The organism is Pararhizobium sp. A13 (genome assembly GCF_040126305.1).
In the GTDB taxonomy this organism is placed as follows: domain Bacteria; phylum Pseudomonadota; class Alphaproteobacteria; order Rhizobiales; family Rhizobiaceae; genus Pararhizobium.
In genome coordinates this window covers 3,613,024-3,636,431 of the sequence record NZ_CP149510.1, presented here as the reverse complement: position 1 = coordinate 3,636,431, position 23,408 = coordinate 3,613,024, and the positions used below count along the sequence as shown (strand labels likewise).

The 23,408-nt window shown below is 60.1% G+C and carries 21 protein-coding genes, 1 tRNA gene and 2 pseudogenes; 21 read left to right on the top strand and 3 right to left on the bottom strand.

Annotated elements, in window-relative coordinates; translation table 11 throughout:
• Positions 1 to 5: 5 nt before the first annotated feature.
• Both WI754_RS17885 and WI754_RS17880 read left to right on the top strand, forming a co-directional pair.
• Entirely contained in the window at positions 6 to 923 is a 918-nt protein-coding gene (locus WI754_RS17885) for a PhzF family phenazine biosynthesis protein (protein ID WP_349434799.1), read from the top strand.
• 127 nt (positions 924 to 1,050) lie between these two features.
• Positions 1,051 to 1,126, top strand: a tRNA-Lys gene (locus WI754_RS17880).
• Between the two features lie 87 nt (positions 1,127 to 1,213).
• On the opposite strand, the pseudogene WI754_RS17875 reads toward WI754_RS17880, so the two are convergent.
• A pseudogene (locus WI754_RS17875) lies at positions 1,214 to 1,678 on the bottom strand (hypothetical protein); the annotation flags it as partial.
• Positions 1,679 to 1,899: 221 nt separating this feature from the next.
• On the opposite strand from WI754_RS17875, the gene WI754_RS17870 reads away from it, so the two are divergent.
• Positions 1,900 to 2,184, top strand: coding sequence for a hypothetical protein (locus tag WI754_RS17870; protein WP_349434798.1), 285 nt, complete (start codon positions 1,900 to 1,902; stop codon positions 2,182 to 2,184).
• Positions 2,185 to 2,402: 218 nt separating this feature from the next.
• Positions 2,403 to 2,825, top strand: coding sequence for a hypothetical protein (locus WI754_RS17865; RefSeq protein ID WP_349434797.1), 423 nt, complete (start codon positions 2,403 to 2,405; stop codon positions 2,823 to 2,825).
• Here the strand turns inward: WI754_RS17865 and WI754_RS17860 are convergent.
• Both WI754_RS17860 and WI754_RS17855 read right to left on the bottom strand, forming a co-directional pair.
• Positions 2,804 to 3,118 carry a hypothetical protein gene (locus tag WI754_RS17860; protein ID WP_349434796.1) on the bottom strand — a complete coding sequence of 105 codons (315 nt, stop codon included), beginning with the start codon at positions 3,116 to 3,118 and terminating at the stop codon, positions 2,804 to 2,806. The genes WI754_RS17865 and WI754_RS17860 overlap by 22 nt on opposite strands.
• 234 nt (positions 3,119 to 3,352) lie before the next feature.
• Positions 3,353 to 3,631: a hypothetical protein gene (locus tag WI754_RS17855; protein WP_349434795.1), complete on the bottom strand. Its 279-nt coding sequence runs from the start codon at positions 3,629 to 3,631 to the stop codon at positions 3,353 to 3,355.
• 1,356 nt (positions 3,632 to 4,987) lie between these two features.
• On the opposite strand from WI754_RS17855, the gene WI754_RS17850 reads away from it, so the two are divergent.
• From WI754_RS17850 to WI754_RS17770, 17 genes and pseudogenes are all read left to right on the top strand, one after another.
• Positions 4,988 to 5,980 (top strand): MsnO8 family LLM class oxidoreductase, encoded by a 993-nt coding sequence (locus WI754_RS17850; protein ID WP_349434794.1) that lies wholly within the window; start codon positions 4,988 to 4,990, stop codon positions 5,978 to 5,980.
• 23 nt (positions 5,981 to 6,003) lie between these two features.
• Positions 6,004 to 7,353: an LLM class flavin-dependent oxidoreductase gene (locus tag WI754_RS17845; protein WP_349434793.1), complete on the top strand. Its 1,350-nt coding sequence runs from the start codon at positions 6,004 to 6,006 to the stop codon at positions 7,351 to 7,353.
• A 17-nt stretch (positions 7,354 to 7,370) separates the two neighbouring features.
• Entirely contained in the window at positions 7,371 to 8,558 is a 1,188-nt protein-coding gene (locus tag WI754_RS17840) for a M20 aminoacylase family protein (protein ID WP_349434792.1), read from the top strand.
• Between the two features lie 22 nt (positions 8,559 to 8,580).
• Positions 8,581 to 9,135, top strand: a complete 555-nt coding sequence (locus WI754_RS17835; RefSeq protein ID WP_349434791.1) for a GNAT family N-acetyltransferase — start codon at positions 8,581 to 8,583, stop codon at positions 9,133 to 9,135.
• 30 nt (positions 9,136 to 9,165) lie between these two features.
• Entirely contained in the window at positions 9,166 to 10,947 is a 1,782-nt protein-coding gene (locus tag WI754_RS17830) for an amino acid ABC transporter permease/ATP-binding protein (protein WP_349434790.1), read from the top strand.
• Between the two features lie 78 nt (positions 10,948 to 11,025).
• Positions 11,026 to 11,970 carry an ABC transporter substrate-binding protein gene (locus WI754_RS17825; protein ID WP_349434789.1) on the top strand — a complete coding sequence of 315 codons (945 nt, stop codon included), beginning with the start codon at positions 11,026 to 11,028 and terminating at the stop codon, positions 11,968 to 11,970.
• A gap of 78 nt (positions 11,971 to 12,048) precedes the next feature.
• A complete protein-coding gene (locus WI754_RS17820; RefSeq protein ID WP_349437859.1) occupies positions 12,049 to 12,987 on the top strand; it encodes an ABC transporter substrate-binding protein in 939 nt (312 codons plus the stop codon).
• 15 nt (positions 12,988 to 13,002) lie between these two features.
• On the top strand, positions 13,003 to 14,061 hold the full coding sequence (locus WI754_RS17815; RefSeq protein WP_349434788.1) for an LLM class flavin-dependent oxidoreductase: 1,059 nt from the start codon (positions 13,003 to 13,005) through the stop codon (positions 14,059 to 14,061).
• Positions 14,062 to 14,110: 49 nt separating this feature from the next.
• Positions 14,111 to 14,265, top strand: a pseudogene (locus tag WI754_RS17810) (SfnB family sulfur acquisition oxidoreductase); the annotation flags it as partial.
• Between the two features lie 196 nt (positions 14,266 to 14,461).
• The gene (locus WI754_RS17805; protein ID WP_349434787.1) at positions 14,462 to 15,289 is read left to right on the top strand and encodes a transporter substrate-binding domain-containing protein; all 828 of its coding nucleotides are present in this window, start codon (positions 14,462 to 14,464) and stop codon (positions 15,287 to 15,289) included.
• A complete protein-coding gene (locus WI754_RS17800) occupies positions 15,279 to 16,133 on the top strand; it encodes an amino acid ABC transporter permease (RefSeq protein ID WP_349434786.1) in 855 nt (284 codons plus the stop codon). Before WI754_RS17805 ends, WI754_RS17800 begins: the two co-directional genes overlap by 11 nt.
• A gap of 10 nt (positions 16,134 to 16,143) precedes the next feature.
• Entirely contained in the window at positions 16,144 to 17,058 is a 915-nt protein-coding gene (locus tag WI754_RS17795) for a homocysteine S-methyltransferase family protein (RefSeq protein WP_349434785.1), read from the top strand.
• Between the two features lie 235 nt (positions 17,059 to 17,293).
• Complete coding sequence (locus tag WI754_RS17790; protein ID WP_349434784.1) at positions 17,294 to 18,307, top strand: sugar ABC transporter substrate-binding protein; 1,014 nt, start codon at positions 17,294 to 17,296, stop codon at positions 18,305 to 18,307.
• Positions 18,308 to 18,391: 84 nt separating this feature from the next.
• On the top strand, positions 18,392 to 19,933 hold the full coding sequence (locus tag WI754_RS17785) for a sugar ABC transporter ATP-binding protein (protein WP_349434783.1): 1,542 nt from the start codon (positions 18,392 to 18,394) through the stop codon (positions 19,931 to 19,933).
• Complete coding sequence (locus WI754_RS17780) at positions 19,923 to 20,954, top strand: ABC transporter permease (RefSeq protein WP_349434782.1); 1,032 nt, start codon at positions 19,923 to 19,925, stop codon at positions 20,952 to 20,954. Before WI754_RS17785 ends, WI754_RS17780 begins: the two co-directional genes overlap by 11 nt.
• 4 nt (positions 20,955 to 20,958) lie before the next feature.
• Entirely contained in the window at positions 20,959 to 21,957 is a 999-nt protein-coding gene (locus WI754_RS17775; protein ID WP_349434781.1) for an ABC transporter permease, read from the top strand.
• Positions 21,958 to 22,078: 121 nt separating this feature from the next.
• Positions 22,079 to 23,407: an LLM class flavin-dependent oxidoreductase gene (locus tag WI754_RS17770; protein ID WP_349437857.1), complete on the top strand. Its 1,329-nt coding sequence runs from the start codon at positions 22,079 to 22,081 to the stop codon at positions 23,405 to 23,407.
• The last annotated feature ends 1 nt before the right edge of the window (position 23,408 follow it).

The window sequence follows — 23,408 nt, the reverse complement described above, 5'->3', positions numbered from 1 at the left end:
TTACCGTGGCGCGGCGTTATGCAATTTACGACGTCTTCACCGCCAACAGGCTGGAAGGAAATCCGCTGGCCGTCGTTTTCGATGGCGACGGCCTGAGCGATGCGGCGATGCAGGCGATTGCCTGCGAGTTCAACCTGTCGGAGACTGTGTTCGTCAAGCCTGCAGAAAACCCTGCACATACCGCCCGGCTGCGGATTTTTACGCCTGGTTACGAGCTGCCCTTCGCCGGCCACCCCACGGTTGGCGCGGCAGTCGCTTTGGCCGAGGCCGCGCGCGCTACTGACGACGAGGACTATGATCTCGTTCAGATGCTTGAGGAAAATGTCGGTCCCGTGCGCTGTGCCGTGCGGAGCCGGTCCCCATCGGCAACCTTCGCGGAATTCGACGTGCCGAGGAAGTCGGTGCAGCTCCACGCGAAGTTCGATCGGCAGGAGATTGCCAATGCCTTCAGCCTGAAGGCGACGCAGATCGGTTTCGAGAACCACGTGCCGACCTTCTGGAGCGCCGGCGTTCCGTTCGTGATGATCCCCGTGCATGACGTGGCGGCGGCAGCTGCCGTTGAATTCGACGCTGCACTCTGGGAGCAGATCACGCCGATGGCCGAGGGACGGCTCGCCAGCGCCTATGTCTACTGTCGCGGCGGGATCAATCATATCGCCCGCTTCCACACCCGCATGTTCGCGCCAGCCATGGGCATCGTCGAAGACCCGGCGACAGGCGCGGCCGTTGCCGCCTTTTCCGGGGCTATCCACCATTTCGACCAGTTGATCGACGGGCATCATCCGTTCCTGATCGAACAGGGCGTCGAGATGGGCCGGCCATCGCTGTTGCACCTTCATCTCGACGTTTCCGGCGGTGAAATCGTAACCGCGCGCATAGGCGGACAGGCCGTGAAGATTGCGGCCGGCGAACTTTATCTTTGAAAAACAGGCTCTAAACGGCCAATACAGATTTTTTTGAGAAATCCCGAAAGAAAATCGCTGTGGGGGTAGACAAGCCCGGCGAAGGCCATTATACGCCCCATCAGACCGCAGCAACGCGGTTCTGGACGGGTGATTAGCTCAGTTGGTAGAGCAGCTGACTCTTAATCAGCGGGTCCACGGTTCGAGCCCGTGATCACCCACCAAAAACCTCTTGATATCATTGGAAAATTATCAATTTTCTCAAAGGGTCATTTTGGCCGGTTTCCAATAGATTGGAAACGGTTTCCAATTCACGTTCCGTTCCTGTTCCGGAACGCGGCCGGCTCGATCTCGCTCCATCGTGCCTCCATGAGCTTCATGGCGTCCTTGGCCAAGCTTCTTAAAGCGACCTCCCTCCCGTAGTGCTGAACCATCTGCGCCGACATGTTGCAGATCGATCCGACCTGGTTCTCGGTGCAGCCGACCTCCAGCAAATTGATAACCGCGTTTTTGCGCAGACCGTGGAAGACGATCCGGTTTTCGCGGAATCGTTTGAACTCCTCCTTGGCCATCATCTTCTGCCATTCGGTGCGGAAGCCATCGGGGGACTTGTAGGAGAGGGCACGGGCGCCGGCATGCAGCATAACGCTGTCATTCGACGGAACGCGATCGATCCATTTCCGGTAGGCGAAGTGAATCGGTATCCAGACCGTATTTCCGGTCTTCTGCGCTTTGACGGCAATCGTGTTCTCGCCGGTCTTCGGCTTCGTCATCGCCGTCCCGACGCGCTCGAGGAAATCCTCGACGTGCTTTTCCCCGCAATAGCCGGCGGCGAGATCGGCCGACATTCTCGGCGGCCAGCTGCCGATCGGGATGGATGCTAGACGGCGCGCTGTCATTGTCACTCCACCCTCTGCGAGGGTGGAAGGTTCGATTCCGGCCCATAGCCGCCATGGCCTCTCTTCCGAGAGGATGGTTCGTGAAGTAAGATATTTCCATGAAAAACGAACTGATTCACGAAATCTGGCTCGACCCCGAGCCTGACGGTCAGATGCTTCCAGGCCTTTGTCTTGCAGGCCCTATGGGGAATGGCTTTAGGTCGCTGCTTAACAAAGGCGCCGTTAAAGCTGGTGAAATAGTTGGATATAGCCATTTCGATGTTATGACGAAATACTGGAAGCTTCAGGGCTGGGGTAAGTACGAGACGCAACATCAGCAAGATCACGAGCCGTACCCTGACGAATGGGTTTCGATCCAACGGGCGCATATCGATAGCGTGTGAGCGTGAAGATGACGCGCTTATAGCGCAATCGGACCCAACCACATGATCCGAGGGCGCTGGTGTTCCATGACAAAATTCCTCCAGGCTCATGGCTCAATCCTTTGATAAAGTGATCGTCTCGGCAGTTCCGGCAATCCCTTGTTAGATTCGCGCTTGGCGGTTTTTTCGGCCACGGGGAAGCCGGGGGATTTGATTGTCTGCTTCGGACGCGAGAAACCGTGAAACTTTGCCTCGCGGCGCTTGGCCGCGGCGACTGGGTGAAGATCAAGTGCAAGCGGCGAGACGCCTTCATCGTCGTCGGCTACGAGGCCGCAGGCGACAGCATCCGCAGCCTTCTCCTCGCGGCGCGCAAGGGAGAGAATGATCTGGTCTATGTCGGCTCAGTCGGGACCGGCTTTTCCCAGGTTGTCGCGCGCGAGCTGAAGGCGTTGCTGGATCTCCTGATGGTGAAGAAGCCGCCTATCCCGATGAGAAGCGGAACCAGCGTGCTGTTTACCCAGCCGACGCTCATCGTCGAAGTCGAATACCGAGCGTGGACCCACGACGGCAAGGTGCGCCATCCGTCCTACAAGGGACTGCTCGAGGTTCAGGATAATGCCGCGATCTATCGGGTGGACAGTTATTCCCCTGTGGAAGGCTGACGGATTTCGAGGCCGTTGTGAGCCATCAGGCGCTCGTAATAGTCTTCGACCATCGCAGCGGCTTTGCGGGCAGTGTCTTCATAGCTCTGATGAGGCAGTAACCGTTCTCGCACGTGCGGGCCTAGGCCGCTCCATTGCCATGTGCCCTTCTGTAGGCCATTCGGTTCGAACCGAATCCTCCCGATGCGGACATCTCCATCCCAGCCACTGAAATCCGTCTTATGGCTACCAGCGTCTTCCGGGTCGGGCCAGGTCACGCGCCATCTGTATTTTGGGGCATATTCGTCGGGCATGCGGGTACCTTTCCCCGGTGCATAAGCCGGTGGATAACCTGTGGACACGCTTTCAGATTGGCGGCCGCCTCGCCGAGGATGTTCTAGTTTCGTTCCGGCATGCTTAGAGAGTTAAGTTTGGAAATTCAACGCCGCTTGTTTTTTGCCATCGGCCAGACTCACCATCGTCCAGAACGCACGAGTTGGGGGGGCGATTGGTGCGCCCCATATTTTATCGCGACCTGTGGCGGATTTTCAATCGAAGTCAAAAAAGTCCCACTTATGATCGCGCCGGATAAGCGTGAGTGAGCGGTCCGGCTCTATCCTGTAAGTCTCAATGGCCATAAGGCCGTACTCGTCGATGATCTGGTTAGTGAACGTGCTGCCAATTGGCGCTTTCGTCAATTTCGTGCGCGGTTGATGGCCGCCATAGGTGATACTTCCGGGTATAGGTCGAACCGGCCCCGCGTCGTATGCTGCTACACAACCCGTTAGTGTGAGTAGGATGGCGCAGCCTGAAATTAACTTTTTCATATTACTCGCCCTCCGGTTCATTCGTTTTTGGCGGCCTTTCCAACATCCTCGAAAAAGACCCCGTGCCAAGGAAAGCGATTTTCTCAAGGAGTGACCGGTGCTGATTACGAGCGAGCGTAAGGGCGACGATCACAACCTAAACCAAGTTCTGGGATGAATGTTCCGAGAGCCGTTCGACAGCGCAAAGCTCATTATCGCTAGTTGACAGGTCCGGCCTTTCCGAGCGACGCCAGCCAGGCATCCAACTCCTTCAGCACTATCCGAATTTTGCCACGGCCGCGTATTATGTCGTGCCGTCTTTCAGCGATCTCGGCGGCGTGCTCCGGCGCCGGTCAAGGCCACGGACAGGCGGGGGAGTCAACACGGCTCAAAGAAAAGGGCCGGGTGACTACCTGACCTTCCGTGGTCGTCTCACGCCGCTGCCAGTACATCCGTGGTCAACGGCGCGAGGGACTGCCTGATTTTTAATGTAGGTCAGTTTGCGATAGCGGCAAGACTGGCAGAGTAGCAATATGCCCGGTCGATGCCGATCTCTTCCGGCCACGACTTGCAGCATTTGAATTAGAGGGAGGGATCTGTAAGATGGCTCTCTGGGGTAGTTTCCAATTCCCGTTTTGTTCACGGGCTTTCTAGTGCCATGTAGAGGTGCCGTTGGAAACCACAATCCCTGTTTTTCAGGGTGCGCAGAAATATATTGATTACTCTTAATCAGCGGGTCCACGGTTCGAGCCCGTGATCACCCACCATTTCCCTCTTTTCTTTGAAGAGGTGAAATCAATATTCAAGTTGGAAGCCATATCACGATCTTGTCGCCACGTCACCGCTAGGTCCCGGTCGTTCGGGCGACAGCTTCGTGTTCTCAGTCCGTTCCCGCTTCTGTCTGATTTCCATTTGCCGTGGGGTGATTCGGCCTGCCCAAATCACGGCAGGTTACTCCCGCAGCGTTGGAAGCTCCTTTGGCCCGCACAGTTCGTCATGCTTGGCCTGAAGGTCTTCGGTTTCACCGACCACTCGACTGTGACGTCGGCCTGCGATGTCGGCCGGCATCCTCATCTGGAGCGACATCACTAACTCTTCTCCAAGTTGAGAGGCGACCTTGCGGCGCAAGCGTGTATTTGCCAGGGCATTCCATACCGGAAAGCGTGGCGCCGGTCTCGGCGGCCATCAGGTAACCGCGGCCGGTTAGGCCTGTGGTTCCGAGACTTGTCGGTTCCGATAGTATCGCTTCTTGCCTCCTAAGCGCGGTGACTTTTTCCCCCTACCTCTCCCCAAAGAGAATGTCATTTCTTAAAAACCATATTGTCTACTGATTTTATATACTAAGTTTTGCAACCTAGTGAAGGGATCGGGGGCTTTATGCCATACCTCCTCAGTCTTCTCGACAAAAGCCCTATCGAAGAGGGCGGTACCGCGGCAGATGCGCTGCGCACAACGGTCAGGCTTGCGGTAAAGGCGGAGGAACTCGGTTACCACCGGTTTTGGGTCGCCGAGCATCACAACATGTCCAATGTGGCAAGTTCTGCGCCGGAGACACTGATTGCGTATCTTCTCGCCAAAACGGCGAGGATCCGCGTCGGTTCAGGCGGCGTCATGCTTCAGCACTACAGTGCCTATAAGGTTGCTGAGACTTTCAATCTTCTGGCTTCGCTCGCCCCCGAGCGCGTCGACCTGGGCGTCGGCAAGGCGCCGGGCGGTTTTCCACTCTCGACCAGTGCTCTGCAGGCGGGGGTCGATCCGGCCAGAAAGCCGGATTTTGCCGATCAGCTTTCCGACATCAATACATATCTTGCGGCCGATCTTGACCACGAAGGCCCGCATGCCACCCCGTTTCCGCCGGCCGCACCCGAGCGTTTCCTTCTTGGCGCAAGCGTCGAAAGTGCCGAACTGGCCGCAGCTAAGGGCTGGCGACTGGTCTTTGCCGGTCAGCTGAACGGTGATCCGGAAAACCTGAGCAAAACCTTCGATGCATATTCGCGGGCAAGTGGCGGCAAAACTCCGATCCTGGCGCTTGCGGCCTATGCAGCTGAAAACGCGAGTGTCGCGCGAAAGGCGGTTGCGGATCTCCGCATTTTCAAGGTTTTCCTCAGCGACGGCAGAAGCGTCAATGTCGGCAGCGAGGAACAGGCCGCCGAATACGCACGCCAGGCAGGCGTCGGCATCGATCGGCTCGAAGCAAGGGTGCCGAGCGTGCTTCACGGTACCGCCGCGGAGGTTCGCGCACAGCTCGATGACCTGCACAGCCGGTACGGCGTCGCCGAATTCATCATCGAAACGCCAGCACTCGGCGCGGCCGAGCGCTTCGCCTCCATCGAACGTCTCGCCAAGGAGCGGCTTTCGCTCGCCGCCTGATTTTTCGCAAAAGGATTGATCCGATGGTTCAGAAACATATTTCGTTCGGCATCATGCTGCAGGGTCCCGGTGGCCATATGAATGCCTGGAAGCACCCGAGTGGACCTGCCGACGCGAGCGTCAATTTCGAGTTCTTCGTCAATATCGCCCGCAGAGCCGAAGCTGCAGGGATCGCATTCGCATTCGTCGCCGATGGCCTCTACATCAACGCACAGTCGATCCCGCACTTCCTCAACCGGTTCGAGCCGATCTCCGTTCTTTCCGCCCTTGCGGCATCGACCTCGAAGATCGGCCTCGTCGGCACGGTTTCGACGTCCTACAGCGATCCGTTCACGGTCGCCCGTCAGTTCGCAACGATCGACCTGATCAGTGGCGGAAGGGCGGGCTGGAACGCGGTAACGACTCCGCTCGAAGGGTCGGGGCGCAACTACAGCCGCGAGCATCCCGAACACGAACTGCGCTACGAGATCGCCGACGAATACCTCGACGTCATCAAGGGCCTGTGGGATTCCTGGGACGACGACGCCTTTGTCCGCAACCGGGAAACGGGTGTCTATGCCGACAAGTCGAAACTGCACAGGCTCGACCACAAGGGCCGCTTCTTTAGGGTCGAGGGGCCGCTGAATATCGGCCGTTCGAGACAGGGCCAGCCGGTCGTCTTCCAGGCAGGGGCCTCCGATTCCGGCATAAAACTGGCCGGCAAGCATGCCGATGCCGTCTTCACCAATGGCGGGCCAATCGAGGACGCGAAGGTCTTTCACAAGCAGGTGAAACAGAGCGCGATCGCGCAGGGGCGCCCCGGCGCCGCGATAGGCATCTATCCCGGCATCGGGCCGATCGTCGGCGCAACGCCGGAAGAGGCGGAGCGGAAATATCAGTCGATTCGCAACCTCGTCACCATCGAGGAGGCGCTGCTTTATCTGGGCCGCTTTTTCGATCATCACGATTTCAGCGTCTATCCGCTCGACGAGGCCTTCCCGGATATCGGCGATATCGGCAAGAACAGCTTCCGCGCCACCACTGACCGCATCAAGAAGACCGCGCGCGAGCAGAACCTCACCTTGCGTGAAATCGCCCTCGATGTCGCAACCCCGCGGACGGCCTTCATCGGCACGGCGGACCATATCGCCGACGAGATCATCCGCTGGGTAGAGGAGGGGGCAGCCGATGGCTTCATCCTTGGCTTCCCCGTGATCGCCCAAGGGCTCGATGATTTTGCGACACACGTCCTGCCGATCCTGGACGAGCGTGGCTATTTCAATCCGGAGCTCAAAGGCGAGACGTTGCGCGACCATCTGGGCCTTCCGTATCGCGAGAGCCGCTACGCTGCCCCCGCGGAAGACATCGAGCGCGGAAAGGCGGTCGGCGCCTGAGGCGCCGGGAAACGGCCATGAACGTCATCGCACAGACACCGCGCCTGAACGATCCGATAGAGCGAGGCATCGCTGCCTATCTCGATGAGATTGTCGCGCTCCGCCACGATCTGCACCAGTATCCGGAGCTTGCCTTTCAGGAGCGCCGCACCAGCAAGCTCATTGCCTCCCATCTCTCCTCCTGGGGCTATGAGGTCACAGCGGGCATTGCTGGAACGGGACTTGTCGCCACGCTGAAGCGCGGTAACGGCGAGCGCCGGATTGGTATCCGCGCGGACATGGATGCGCTGCCGATCGAGGAGGCGACGGAGCTTGCCTATGCCAGCAATAACCCCGGCGTCATGCATGCCTGCGGCCATGACGGTCATACGACGATCCTTCTCACGGCCGCGCGCTATCTTGCCGAAAGCGGCACCTTCAACGGCACGCTTCACCTGATCTTCCAGCCGGCCGAGGAAATCGGCGCCGGTGCCCGCAAGATGATCTCGGAAGGGCTGTTCGAACGCTTTCCCGTCGACGCGGTCTTCGGGCTGCACAACTGGCCGGGCGTGCCGTCAGGGCAGTTCGGCTTCGTCGCCGGTGCCGCGATGGCCTCGGTAGACCAGGCCAAGATCCGGATCGTCGGCAAGGGCGGCCATGGGGCCGAACCGCATCGCGCCGTCGATCCGGTACTTGCCTCCGCCTCGTTTATAACCGCGCTGCAGAGCGTGGTCTCGCGCAATGTCGATCCGCAGGAAATGGCGGTGGCGACGGTCGGATCAATCCATGCGGGTTCGGCTTCGAACGTCATCCCCGAAAGCGTCGAGCTGAAGCTCACTATGCGGGCCTTCACCGAAACCGTCCGCCAGCAACTCCAGCAGCGCATTCCGGCGCTTGCGCGAGCGCAAGCCGAGAGTTTCGGAGCCGTGGCGGAGGTGGACTACAGGCTGGGCTTCCCGGCGCTGATCAACCATGGCGGCGAGACAGGTTTCGCACGGCAGGTCGCCCTCGACACGTTTGGTCCGGCGAGGGTGGAGGAGGGGTTCAAGCCGCGCACGGCCAGCGAGGATTTCGCCTTCATGCTGCAAGCCAAGCCGGGCAGCTACCTGTTCGTCGGCAACGGCGACACGGCGCCTCTGCATAGCGCCCACTACGATTTCGACGACGCGATCATCGCACCCGCCGCCCGCTACTGGGTGCGGCTGGCGGAAACCTTTCTCAACTGAAGACATCAACAGGATTGGCGACATGGTCGATACGTTTCTCTACACGACGCCCCTCGATCCACGCGCAAAGCCTCTGATCGACGAACTGACCTTCGAATATGACAGCCGTTACGGGTCTTACTTCAGCGCAGCGGGGGCTGCCGAAGAGATGAACCGCTATCCGGCCGAGGCTTTCGCGCCGCCGCATGGCAATTTTCTGCTTCTGCTGCGCAATGGCGAAACGATCGGCGGCGGAGCCTTCAAACATTACGACGATCACACTGCCGAGTTCAAACGCATCTGGACACGTTCCGATCTGCGCCGGCAGGGGCTGGCCGTGAAAGTTCTGGTCGAACTCGAGGTGCAAGCGGCACGCCAGGGCTATTCCCGGGTCTATCTGACCACCGGCTTTCGCCAGCCGGAGGCGGTCGGGCTCTACCTGAAATACGGCTACACGGCCCTGTTCGACATCAAGGTCGATCCGGAAGTCTACAGGACGCTGCCGTTCGAAAAGCAGATCGGCCATCTCGCGACCGCAGGTGCGGCAGGGATCGTGCGGGCAGAACGGCCGCTTCAGCAGGCCACTGGACATCGCTGAATATTCGGCAGAATCCACAAGGGGAAGGCCATGGCACTGACGACAGATTTCGCGGGTATCGAACCCGGCCACAGGACGGCGGACCACAAACAGGACTACTCGCTCTACCGGATCGTGCCCGCGCGCCATCCCGGCCGCCTTGTCGGCACGGTGTTTGCGGCGATCGTCATCGCCGCCGTGCTCTACTCGACGTTCACCAATCCACGCTGGGGCTGGAGTGTCTTTGCCGAGTGGTTCTTCGCCGAACCGGTTCTCGCAGGCCTGGGCCGGACCTTGTTGCTGACGGCACTCGCCACGATATCTGGTTCGGTGCTGGGGACAGCGCTGGCGCTCGCCCGGGTGTCGAAGTCACCGCTGCTGTCAGGCCTGTCATGGGGGTATGTCTGGCTGCTACGCTCGATCCCGCTGATTGTACTTCTTCTGGTGCTTAACAATCTCGGCTATCTCTACGAGACGATCCGGATCGGCGTGCCGTTCACCGATACGGTACTAATTGATTACCCTACCGTGCAATTGCTGACACCCTTTGCAGCCGCGTTCCTCGGCCTGACGCTGAACCAGTCCGCATTCTTCTGCGAAATCGTGCGTGGCGGCATCCTGTCCGTCGATCAGGGGCAACTCGAAGCAGCTGCGGCCCTCGGGCTTCCGCGCCGCCGCCAGGTGTTCCGCATCGTGTTGCCGCAGGCCATGCGATCGATCCTGCCGACCGGCTTCAACGAGATCATCGGTCTGGCGAAAAGCACGTCGATGGTCTACGTGCTCGCTCTGCCGGAGCTCTTCTACACGGTGCAGGTTATCTACCGCCGCAACCTCGAAGTCATCCCGCTGCTGATGGTGGCGACGGCCTGGTATCTGGTCATCATGACCGCGCTCTCGATCGCGCAGCACTATATCGAGCGCTATTTCTCCAGAGGCGCCGTCCGCAATCCGGCGCCCCTGCCTTTCGAGGCCTTCTTCGCCCGTTTCCGAGACCGGCTGCCGCAACAGACGGGCGGCACAAGCAGGCAGATCGAGCGAAAGGCCGGTTTCAGCGATGCGCCCTTGTTCAGAGCCGGCGGAACGGTGCGCGTCCATGGCATCTCGAAAAGCTTCGGTGCCCTGAAGGTGCTGGATGCCATCGACCTGACTCTGCCTGCCGGCAGCGTTACGGCCATTCTCGGCCCATCCGGATCAGGGAAATCGACGCTGCTGCGCGCCATCAATCATCTGGAGCGCGTCGACAGCGGCTTCATCTCCGTCGATGGCGATCTCGTGGGCTACCGCCAGAACGGCGAGACGCTTTATGAGCTCAAGGAAAAGGACATCCTGAAACGCCGCGCCGACATCGGCATGGTCTTCCAGAATTTCAATTTGTTCCCGCACCTCACCGTCCTGGAAAACCTGATCGAAGCACCGATGCAGGTCCGGGGAACTGATCGCAACGAGGCGGCCGAACTGGCGCGGGAGCTTCTCGCCCGCGTCGGCCTCACGGACAAGATTGATGCCTATCCCCGCCAGCTTTCCGGCGGTCAGCAGCAGCGCGTTGCCATCGCCAGGGCGCTTGCGCTGAAGCCGAAGGTGCTGCTTTTCGATGAGCCGACCTCTGCCCTCGATCCGGAGCTCGTCGGCGAGGTGCTTGACGTCATCAAGGAGCTGGCGCGCACTGGCACGACGCTCGTCATCGTCACCCACGAAGTCGGGTTTGCCCGCGAGGTCGCCGATACGATCGTGTTCATGGAGGGTGGCCACATTCTGGAGGTGGGCCTGCCGGCCCGCATCTTCAGCCAACCGGACCATCCGCGCACGCGCGAATTTCTCGCAAAAGTTCTTTAGCAAATTCCCGGTCGCTTGAGCGGACGGGATGGGACTATCAGCATTCACAACCATAAGATGAAAATGGAGACGGGAATCATGACATTCTTACATCATGCTAAACTTCTGATGGCAGGCGTGGTCACCATTACAGCGCTGGGCCTCGGCTCCGCGCTGGCGGCCGAGAAATTCGACCTGAGCCCGGATATCTCCAACCGGGTCGGTGCCAAAAGGGACGAAGCGGCGATTAAGGCGATCTCGCCCGATTTCAAGTTCGTGACGCCGGGCAAGTTCACCGTCGCCATCAGCGCCTGGGATCCGCCGGTAGCGACTTACGCTTCGGACGCGAAGACCGTCGTCGGCGCGGATCCCGATCTTGCTTCGCTGCTGGCGGATTCCCTCGGATTGGAGCTGGAACTCGTGTCCGTCGCCTGGGCAGACTGGCCGCTTGGCGTTGCATCCGGCAAATACGATGCGGTGATCAGCAACGTCACGGTCACGGAAGAGCGCAAGGAGAAATTCGACTTCTCCACCTACCGCAAGGACGTGCTCGGCTTCTACGTCAAGGCTGACAGCAAGATCGCCGAGATCAAGGAGCCGAAGGATGTCGCCGGCCTGAAGGTCATCACGGGCGCGGGCACCAACCAGGAAAAGATTATTCTGGAATGGGACCGGCAGAATGTTGCCGCCGGTCTGAAACCGGTTGAGGTGCAGTATTATGATGACAGCGCTGCGGGCGACCTTGCCCTCCAGTCCGGCCGCGCCGATGTCGAATTCAATCCGAACGCGACACAGGCCTACAGCGCCTCCGTCAATAACCAGACCAAGCTCGTCGGCATCGTTAGCGGTGGCTGGCCGCTGACCGCCGATATTGCGGTCACGACCCGCAAAGGCGCGGGTCTTGCCGATGCGATCACCGTGGCGATCAACGATCTAATCAAGAGTGGCAAATATGGCGAGGTGCTGAAACGCTGGAGCCTGGACGCCGAAGCGGTCGACCAGTCCCAGACCAATCCGGCCGGCCTGCCGAAGAGCGGTTCCTGACGCGGCACGAGGCGGCCCTGCGTCGTTTCGCGGCGCCGGGCCGAACACGCTATTCAAATGGAGACGATGACAATGACAATGACTGGCAGACCCGCCTTCCGAAACTTCTTGCTCGCCGCCCTTACGTCCACTCTGACCCTTTTCGGGACCGCGCATGCGGACGACGCGTTCGACCTGAGCCCCGAGCAACCGGCCCGCGTTCGCGCAGAGAAAAACGACGCGGCCATCGCGGCGATCTCGAAGGACTTCACCTTCGTGATACCGGGCAAGTTCACCGTCGCCGTCAGCCCCGGCGGGCCGCCGCTGGCCACCTATGCGACCGATGCAAAGACCGTCGTCGGTGCCGATCCGGATTATGCGTCCGCCATTGCCGATAGCCTCGGGCTTGAACTGGAACTCGTGCCGGTCGCGTGGATCGACTGGCCGCTCGGCCTGACATCGGGCAAATACGATGCGGTGATCTCCAATGTCGGCGTCACAGAACAGCGGAAGGAGAAGTTCGATTTCTCGACCTACCGTCAGGGACTGCACGGCTTCTTCGTCAAGTCCGACAGCCCGATTACGTCTATCAGGGAGCCGAAGGACGCCGCGGGTCTGCGCATCATCGTCGGCGCCGGCACCAACCAGGAGCGTATCCTGCTGCGGTGGAATGATGAAAACGTCGAGGCCGGATTGAGGCCGCTGGAACTGCAATACTACGACGATGAGGCTGCAAGCCTGCTCGCGCTATCCTCGGGCCGGGCCGATGTCATCGTCCAGCCGCATGCACAACTCATCTACATCGCTGCCCGCGATCACAACATCAAACGCGTCGGTACGCTCAGCGCCGGCTGGCCCGATCGCTCCGACGTGGCCATCGCCACGAAAAAGGGCAGCGGACTGGCGGACGCGCTGACTGTTGCCACCAACGGCCTGATCGAGAGTGGCGTCTACGCCAAGATTCTAGATCATTGGCACCTGGCCGAGGAGGCGTTGCCGAAATCGGAAACCAATCCGCCCGGGCTGCCGAAAACCTAAAGGAAAGAACGTAAGATGAGCAGCATCGCCGTCAGCCATATCGGCTTTCTCACGCCAGGCAATTATCCTGCGGACGATCCGCTGTCCGGACTGGAAAAGACGTTGCAGCTTCTCGAGTATGGCGAGGCTCTCGGATTTCAAAGTGCATGGGCACGCCAGCGGCATCTGGAGCCGGGCATCTCGTCGGCGACCGCCTTTCTGGCCGCAGCAACCCAGCGCACCAGCCGTATCCAGCTTGGAACGGCCGTCATCCCCATCGGTTACGAAAGCCCTTACCGCTTGGCCGAAGATCTTTCGACAGTCGATGTCCTGTCGCGCGGACGCCTCAACGTCGGTTTGAGTGCCGGCCGGCCGCTGCATGCCGATCTGATTGCACCGCTCGTCTTCGACGGTGATTGGGAAAACTATGACTTCTCCCACGAGCGCGTCCTGCGCTTCGTGGACAATCTGAAGAGCAACCCCGTCGGTGACGAGGCAACCATCATCAAGACGCCCTTCGGCCCGCAACGGCCGCGGCTTCAGCCGCATGCCAAGGGGCTGACAGATCGCATATGGTACGGCGGCGGTTCGCTGCGGTCTGCCGGCTGGGCGGGGCGAAACGGTTTCAACCTGCTGATCGGCAACGTCACGACCGGCGAGGAGACGGATGATTTCTTCGTCGCCCAATCCCGCCAACTTGAAACCTATCGGGCGGCCGGCAGCGGTGAGAAGCGGGTCGCGCTCGGTCGTGTCATCGTTCCTCTCGATAGCGCGGATGTTGTGACCTGCAAACGCTATCGCGACTACGCGGCGGGGCGCCATGAACGTACGCTGACGCCGCAGGGCGAGCGTCGCACGCTCTATGCCCGCGACCTCGTGGGCAGTTCCGAGCAGATTCTGGAGCTACTCCTTGCCGATCCGATCCTGCCGCATGTTAGCGAACTCAGGCTGGAACTTCCCTACGAATTCGAAGACGAGGAATATCGGCAGATTATCCATGACTTTGTCAGCTTCATTGCGCCGAAACTGGGCTGGATCAACACAAATGAACGAAATCCAAATGCACTGAGCAAACATAGTTCAGCAAGGCATTGACGAAGACGCGATGCCGCCTGTCCTTGATGACGTCGGCCCAGCGCAGCGGTTCGAGCTTGCAGGCACGCGATCGACGCTCAGGGCCCACAATCTCGCCCGCTTCTGGAGACCCACACGCTCCACGATCCGGTCCGCTGGAAATTCCACGCCGTCGGCCAGTATTGCCTGAACGGCGTAAAACCGCCTTTGCACTCCTTGATCTGAGGTCAGGTCATCGCCTTGCCTGTCATCCCGGCAAGGCTGCTCCAGCCGCAATGACGAATAAAAGTGATTTTTCAATTTCCTATTTTATATAGAAAATCTATTCTTTTAATAGATTATTGGTCTCGTTACCCGTTGTAAATGGCTTGCAGGCGCAGATGAGGAGCCCAGGCCGCTCAACAATGGAGATCGGTACGAAATGCGCATTCTGAATTCTGCCGTAAAATCGGGCGTCGTATTTGCTGCCCTGCTGACGGGTTCGGCAGAGGCCGGCGAAACCCTTGACCGTGTCCGTGCAAACGGTGTCGTCGTCGACGTGCTCGTTAACGACTATCCGCCTTTCGGTTTCATCAACGCTGAAAATCAGCTCGACGGGTTCGATGTGGATGTCGCCAAGGCGTTTGCAGAAGGGCTTGGTGTCAAGCTGAAGCTGGAAACGCCGGGCTGGGAAACGATTATCAGCGGCAAATGGGCTGGCCGTTGGGATTTGGCGATTTCCTCCGCCACGCCGACCGAGGAGCGGGCAAAGGTCGTGAATTTCCCCGTCAACTACTATAGCGTCCCGGCAGTTCTTGTCGTCAACAAGGACGAGGAAGCGATCAAGTCGATCGCCGATATTTCGGGCAAGCGTGTTGGCGTCGGTACCGGCTCTTCCTACGAGGCTTATATCAACCGAAACTTCGCGATTCCCGGCCAGGCGAAGATCGAATTTCCGTTCAGCGAGGTCCAGGCGGTTCCTGGAGACGAGACCGTCAATTTCCAGAATCTGTCTCTGGGGGCAGGCGTTCGTCTTGATGCAATCGTTGCCTCGCTGGCGACGGCGCAGGGCCAGATCGATGCAACGAACAAGTTGAAGGTCGTTGGCGATCCGCTTTTCGCCGAACCCAATGCCGTTGTGACGGACAAGGGCGATCCGGAATGGGATGCCGAGGTCAAGCGGGTTATCACCGAGCTGAAGGCTGATGGCACGCTGGCCAAGATCTCCGAGAAATGGTTCGGTGTGGACATCACCAAATATGCAGAATGAGGCCCTCTCTGTGGTGCTGGCGGACCGAACGGAACCGCAGGCGCCTCCCGCCGGATTGAAGCCGGCGGGGCTTGGCTTCCGCGAAAAGGTCTGGGCGACCTGGGCCGGGCTTCTTGCGCTGCTGTCGGCAGCACTGGTTAGTCTCGGCCTCGATTTTCAGCTGATCGGGCAGAAACTGCCATTCATGCTGGGCCTGCGGCTGTCTCCGGACGGCTTTGTTCAGGGCGTCGTTCTGACGCTGCTGGTGACGCTCGTATCGATGGCATGCGCCATGATTCTGGGTGTCCTGACAGCGCTCGGCCGCTTGTCGCTCAATCCGCTCGCTTTCGGGGTTGCCACGTTTTACGCCTCGTTCTTCCGCGGAACACCCCTTCTGGTGCAGGTTCTATTGATCTATCTCGCGCTGCCGCAGTTCGGGATCGTCCTATCGGGCTTTTTCTCGGGCATCCTGGCTCTGTCTCTGAACTATGCGGCCTACCTCGCGGAGACCATCAGGGCCGGCATTTCGTCGGTTCCGAAGGGGCAGCGTGAAGCCGCAATGGCGCTTGGCCTGCAGCGGCCGGTCATTGCATGGAAGATAATTGCGCCCCAGGCCATGAGGATCATCATTCCGCCGGCCGGCGCTCAGTTCATCTCGATGTTGAAGGATTCCTCGCTAGTATCTGTGATGGGGCTTTGGGAGCTGAATTTCCTCGCGCAGTCCTATGGACGTGCCACCTATCGGTACATGGAAATGCTGCTGACGGCCGCGGTGATTTACTGGGTTCTGTCCATCGCTCTGGAACTGCTCCAGCACAGACTTGAAATCAGATTTGGCCGCGCCGAAGCGCTGGGCCGTGCGTAACGGAGACGAAATGAGTCTGGACAACACAAACTTCGCCATTCTCGACGGTGGCATGGGGCGCCTGCTGGAGCGGCTGGGAGCGCCATTCCGGCTGCCGGAATGGTCAGCCCTGTCGCTTATCGAGGCGCCGCACTATGTTGCACAGGCTCACCAGGCCTATGTCGATAGCGGCGCGGAGATTATCACCACCAACTCCTACGGTCTTGTGCCGCATATGATCGGTGACGCCCGTTTCGCGGCGGAAGGAAAGCAGCTGGCAGACAGGGCCGGCCGTATCGCCCGCGAGGTCGCCGCAAAAGCCAACCGCAAGGTGCAGGTTGCCGGTTGCCTGCCGCCGCTCTTCGAGAGCTACCGGCCCGGCAATTTCAAGGCTGCCGAGGCGCCGGCGATTCTTGAGGTTCTGATCGACGGGCTCAAGCCGCATGTGGATTTCTGGCTGATCGAAACCCAGAGTTCCACGGCAGAGGCTCTGACAGCGCTGGCCGCAGCCAAGGTGACAGGGTTGCCGGTCTATGTGTCCTATACCCTCAAGGATGAGGACGGTCGCACGCAGCCACCGGAATTGCGGTCGGGAGAAGCTGTTGACGAGGCCGTGACTGCTACTCTGAAGGCTGGAGCAAGCTCTGTGCTGTTCAACTGCAGTCAGCCGGAAGTCATGAGTGCGGCCGTTGTGGCGGCGCGCGAAAGTATCGGGCGTTCCATCAACCCTTCGGCTGGGCTTGGAGTCTACGCCAATGCATTCGTGCCGGAGCCTCCGTCCGACGAACCCTATGCCGGTATATCAGAGATCAGGCCGGACCTTGATCCTGCAAACTACCTGAAGTGGATACGGCGCTGGATCGATCAGGGTGCGACCATCGTCGGCGGATGCTGCGGGATTGGACCGGAGCATATTGCGGCGATCAATGCGAGCCGCGTCTCTTGACGGTTGCAGAAGCCATCGGGCGCCAAAGCGCGTTGCGCCGCGAGTGATAGCTTTGCTCCGGATGGCCGGGTTGCCTCGGCTGCCTTCGCATATTGCCTCGGCCATCCGTCGCTGGTCTGATTTTTTCTCCCCCGATCGCCTTTTGAAAATCCATTCCTCGGCAAGCCAATACATCTATATAATCTATAGATATTATTTTAATCGAGCCACAGGCTCGTTCATAGGAGAGCGGGATATGACGGATACCGAAAAGAAGTCCGGCTTCGGCCGGCGTGAATTGTTGAAGCTTTCCGCCGTTGCGGGGGCTGCTGTTGCAGGCGCGAACCTGCTGGCGTCGCGACCCGCATTCGCGCAAGCCGAGGAGCTTTCGCTCAAGGGCAAGCGTATCGGCATTAGTGCAACGGGCACGGATCATTTCTTTGACCTGCAGGCCTACAATGCCCAGATCGAGGAAGTGAAACGGCTGGGTGGCGAGCCGATCGCAGTCGATGCCGGCCGCAATGATGGGAAACTGGTGGCCCAACTCCAGACGCTGATCGCCCAGAAGCCGGATGCGATCGTCCAGCTGCTCGGAACGCTGACGGTCATCGATCCCTGGCTGAAGAAAGCGCGGGATGCGGGCATTCCGGTCCTGACCATCGACGTTGGCTCGAACAACTCGCTCAACAACTCGACCTCCGATAACTGGGGTATCGGCAAGGACCTCGCGCTTCAGCTGGTCTCCGATATCGGTGGCGAAGGCAACATCGTGGTGTTCAACGGCTTTTACGGCGTGACGCCCTGCGCCATCCGCTACGATCAGCTGGTCAATGTAGTTAAGTATTTCCCGAAGGTGAAAATCCTCGAGCCGGAACTTCGTGACGTCATTCCGAACACCGTTCAGGATGCCTTCGCCCAGATCACCGCCATTCTCAACAAGTATCCGGAGAAGGGATCGATCAAGGCGATCTGGTCGGCATGGGACATCCCACAGCTGGGCGCGACGCAGGCGCTCGTCGCGGCGGGCCGAACCGAGATCAAGACCTATGGCGTCGATGGCAGCCCGGAGGTTCTTCAGCTTGTCGCCGACCCGTCCTCGCCGGCGGCCGCCGACGTTGCACAGCAGCCAGCCGAGCTTGGCCGCATCGCCATCCAGAACGTCGCTCGCCTTCTGTCCGGGCAGACATTGCCTCGCGAAACCTACGTGCCGGCAATTCTCGCCAACAAGGCGAACATCAATGAGGTCTCCAAGAGGCTCGGCATCGGCTGATCCGGCCGGTTCATTCCGTGTTGCCTGGACGCCGCGGCGTCCAGGCACCGTCCTTCCGAACGATCATCGATGTCTGGGAACACCATGAGCGAAGCAGCTTCGCAGGCCGATACGGATCTCGCCTTGAGTTTTCAGGGCATCGTCAAACATTTCGGCGGCGCGCGCGCCCTGTCCGGGGCTTCGCTTTCGGTCCGGCGCGGGACGGTTCACGGGCTTGTGGGCCAGAACGGCGCCGGAAAATCAACCTTGATCAAACTGCTGGCGGGGTTACATCGGCCGGACGAGGGGCTGATCGAAATCGATGGGCAGGCTCATGATGCCTTGACGCCGCATCTTGCGGAAGAACTCGGCATTCATTTCATCCATCAGGACCGCCTCCTGGTTCCGACATTTACCGTGGGTGAAGCGCTGTTTCTCGGCCGCGAACCGCGCATTCCGGGGACCCCGTTTCTCGACCGGCGCTCGATGCAAAGGCAAGCAGCCGACATTCTCGATCGATACTTCGGCGTGCGGCTGCCGAACAGCGCGTTGATTGCCGACCTAACCACCGCCGAAAAGCAGATCATCCAGATTACCCGTGCCCTTCTTCATGGTCCGAAGATTCTGGTGTTCGACGAGCCGACGGCGGCGCTGGTGCGCCGGGAAGCCGATATCCTCTTCGGGCTCATTCGCCGTTTGAAGGAGGAGGGGATCACGATCATTTATATCTCGCACTATCTCGGCGAGATCGAAGCGCTTTGTGATGAAGTGACGGTCTTGAGAAACGGCGTCGATGTCGCCACGCTCGCCGTCAAGGATACCTCCGCATCAGCCATCGCTTCGCTGATGATCGCTCGGGACATTGGCGAGATGTTTCCCAAGCGGAAGGTCGCTATCGGCGACCCGGTTCTGTCGGTCAGGCATCTTTCCTCGCCGGGAAAGTATCAGGACGTTTCGTTCAGTGTCGGGCGTGGCGAGGTCGTCGGCGTGACGGGTCTGCTCGGCTCCGGGGCCAAGGAACTCCTGCGCACGCTGTTCGGGCTTGAAGCACCTCTATCCGGTGAGATCGCAGCCGATGGCGAAACCGTGCGCTTCAAGCGTCCTGCGGATGCCGTACGGGGACGCCTTGCGCTGGTGCCGGAAGACCGGCGCGGCAACGGCATCGCGCTTGATCTGAGCGTCGCGGAAAACACCACGCTTGCGAGCCTCAAGCGCTTCACGCGTCTGGGCTTTCTCGACCGGGCGGGCGAGCGGACCGAAGTCGATGGGCTGATCGAGCGGCTGCAGGTCAAGACCAGCGGGCGCGATGCGTTGCTGCGCACCCTTTCGGGCGGCAACCAACAGAAGGTGGCGATTGCCAAGTGGCTGAGCCGCCAGTCGGAAATCTATCTGCTCGACGAGCCGACGGTGGGTGTCGATGTGGGCTCGAAGGTCGAGATCTACAAACTGATCGGAGACCTGGCGGCGCGGGGTGCCGGGCTCCTCGTCCTGTCCTCGGACCTCGCCGAACTGGTCGGCATCACCGACCGGATTCTGGTTCTCTACAGGGGACGCATCGTGAAGGAGTTCATCTCGTCGCAAACGACGCCCGATACCGTGCTTGCGGAAGTAACCGGTTCGCTGGAAGGACGCCGCCATGTCGGTTGATGCACCATTCACGCCTGCTTTTGGCGCGGAAGAGCCCGTGACGGAACAGAAACGGCGAAACTGGGGCGGCGACGCAGCCGCATTTGCCTTGCGTGCGGGATCCTTTTTGGCCTTTGCGGCCATCCTCCTCTATTTCTCGCTGACCGCGCCGTTCTTCTTCACCATTGGCAATATCGGCAATGTTCTGGGGCAATCGGCGATTCTCGGCGTTCTGGCAATCGGCCTGACCGTGGTCATCATTGCGGGCGGCTCGAATGTCGTAACCGGCGGCATCGATCTTTCCGTCGCGGCCAACATGGGATTGAGCGCCGCAGTCTATGCCAGCCTGATCCAGCTTGGCTATGGTGATGGTGTGGCGGCGCTCGGCGCACTTTCAACGGGAACGCTCATCGGTGCCGTCAATGCCGGCGCCGTGGTCCTGGTCGGAGTGGTGCCGCTGCTAGCAACGCTGGCCGTCATGAACGTCGTGGCCGGGCTGGAACTGGTCCTGACGCAAAACACCGTGGTGCCGGCTGCGACGGATTTTCTGTCGTTTCTCTCGGCCAGCGGCCCGTTCGGTCTGCCGGTTCTGGCCTATGTCCTTCTGGCATTTACTGCTATCGCAACGGCGGTCGTGCAATTCACCGCCACGGGCTTGAGGCTTTACGCGACCGGCGAATTTTCGGATGCGGCTCGCGCTGCCGGGCTTCCGGTCAGGCGCCTGATAGCCGGATCGTTTGTCGCCAGCGGCGCCTGCGCCGGTCTGGCCGGTATCCTGTCGGTCTCCTATCTCAGCGGCAGCACGACAGGTGCCGGCGAAATGCTCCTGCCCGTTGTGGTGACGGCACTTCTGGGCACAGTCTTCTCGCGCCGGCTGGTACCCACCATCACCGGCACGCTGCTTTCGGCGCTTCTGGTCGGATTCCTGGTCAACGGCTTCCAGCTTTTGAACATTTCCAGCACGCTGGTGAATGGGGTTCAGGGGCTCCTCATCATTCTCGTGGTCTCCGCGACCACGCTTCTGCGCAAACAGGAGAGCTGATTTCATGACTGCAAATCTTGCTTCCGGCGGTGCAAGCAGCGGCGGGTTCGTTCTGAACCATCTCGTGCGCTACGCGCTTGTCGTGGCCATCGTCGCCGTCTTCGCGGCATTCTCCGCAGCCGCACCAACCTTTCTTACGCCGGCCAACCTGCAGAGCATTCTCGTCAACAACTTCACGCTGCTTGCCATCGTCGCCGTCGCGATGACGTTTACCGTTTCGGCTGGCGGCATCGATCTGTCGGTCGGGACAGCGGTCGATTTTGCCAGCTTTGCCTTTGTCTCCCTCGTCCTTGCGGGGCAGCCGGTTCCGCTGGCTCTGCTTGCCGGGCTTGCGGGCGGTGCGCTCGTCGGTGCCTTCAATGCAGTCCTGATTGCCGGGATTGGAATCTCGCCGTTCCTCGCCACGCTCGGCACCCTTTTCATCGGGCGCAGCATCCAGCAGCTTCTCACCAACGGCGGCAATCCGGTCTATCTGCCGCCCGTCGGCGTCCCAGAAACGTTCCGGTTCGTTGGACATGGCACGGTGTTCGGCACTCCCTTTCCGCTGATCGTCGTTCTTGTCGTGGTATTCGTCAGTGCCGTCGTCTTGTCGAAGACGCGCTATGGCCGCGTGCTCACCTCGATCGGCATCCAGGCCAGCGTAACCCGCTATTCCGGCGTCGCCGTTCCGGCCCATGTTGCCGCGACCTATGTTCTGACGGGTGTGATTGCGGCGATTGCCGGACTGATCCTGACATCGACAGTCACCGTCTACATTCCCTCTTCCGGCAATGCTTTCCTGCTCAATGCCATTGGAGCGACGTTTATCGGCACGACGCTCAGTCCGCGCGGACGTCCCAATGTCCCGGGAACCGTCCTCGGCGTTCTGCTCCTGAGCATCGTTGCCAATGGGTTGCTGCTGACGGGGCTGAACTTCTACTGGCAGCAGGTGGGCACGGGCCTTTTGATCTTTGCGGTGCTTTCGATCAGCTTCATCAATCAGAAAGCCAATCGGCAGGCGTGAGCCCACCGCTTGCTTGACGCAGGACTGGCAATGGTGAAACTTTGCACCTCTAAACCGAGTGACCTCTCAACGCATTGCCAGGAATAACGTGGCCAGACCCATCCAGCTCTACGCCTTCGACATGAATTGCGTCGGGCACATCAATCATGGGCTCTGGACGCATCCGCGTGACAGTTCGGTGTGCTATACGGATCTCGACTATTGGACCGATCTTGCCAAAACCGCCGAACGCGGCAAGTTCGACGGGATATTCCTGGCGGATATTGTCGGAGTCTACGACGTCTATCGGGGTCGTCCGGACGCGGCCATGCGCGCTGCTGCCCAGATTCCGGTCAACGATCCGCTGATCCCGCTCTCGGCGATGGCTCTCGTTACCAAGCATCTCGGTTTCGGGGTAACGGTCAACACGACATACGAGCCGCCCTTTCTGTTCGCGCGCCGGATGTCGACGCTTGACCATCTGACGAAGGGCCGGATCGGCTGGAACATTGTCACGGGTTATCTCGATAGTGCCGCCCGCAGCATGGGACTGGCGCAGCAACCGGACCATGACGCGCGTTACGAGGCAGCAGAGGAATATCTCGAGGTCCTCTACAAGCTCTGGGAAGGCAGTTGGGCGGACGATGCCGTTTTGCGCGACCGTGGAAAGGGCATCTTCGCCGATCCCGCGCGGGTTCGCGCCGTGCAGCACGAGGGGCGTCATTACCGGGTCGATGGGATCCACCTTAGCGAACCCTCTCCGCAGCGCACCCCGGTGCTCTTTCAGGCCGGGGCTTCCAGCCGCGGGCAGGACTTCGCGGCCCGCCATGCCGAATGCGTCTTCATCGCTAGTTCGTCGCCGAAGTTGGCGCGAGGGCTCGTCGATGGCCATCGCAAGCGTGCCGCCGGGTTCGGTCGACCGGTCGATGCAATCAAGGTGTTGAACCTGGTGACGGTCGTTACCGGTCGCACGGAGCGGGAAGCACAGGAAAAAGTTGAAGACTATCGTCGCCATGCCAGTGTCGAGGCATCGCTTGCGCATTATTCAGGTTCGATCGGCATCGATCTCTCGCAGTTCGCGCTGGACGAACCGATCCTCCAGACACGGACGAACGCCAATCAATCCGCCCTTGCTGCCCTGACCGGCGGCAAGGAGGGCGCGACGATGCGGCAGATCATCGACCAGATGGTGCTCGGTAGCAGGCAGAAGCCGATTGTCGGCAGCCCGGAACAGATTGCCGATCATTTCCAGACATGGATGGAGGAGGGCGGGATCGACGGTTTCAATCTCGCCCGGACGGTTGCGCCGGAAAGCCTGTCGGATTTTGTCGATCTGGTGGTGCCGGTGCTGCAGGAGCGCGGCCTGTTTAAACAGGATTATGCGCCCGGGACCTTGCGGCAGAAGCTTTTCGGCGGGGATGCGGGACGCTTGCCGGAAAGCCATCCAGCCGCAGCCTACCGTTTCCGATAGG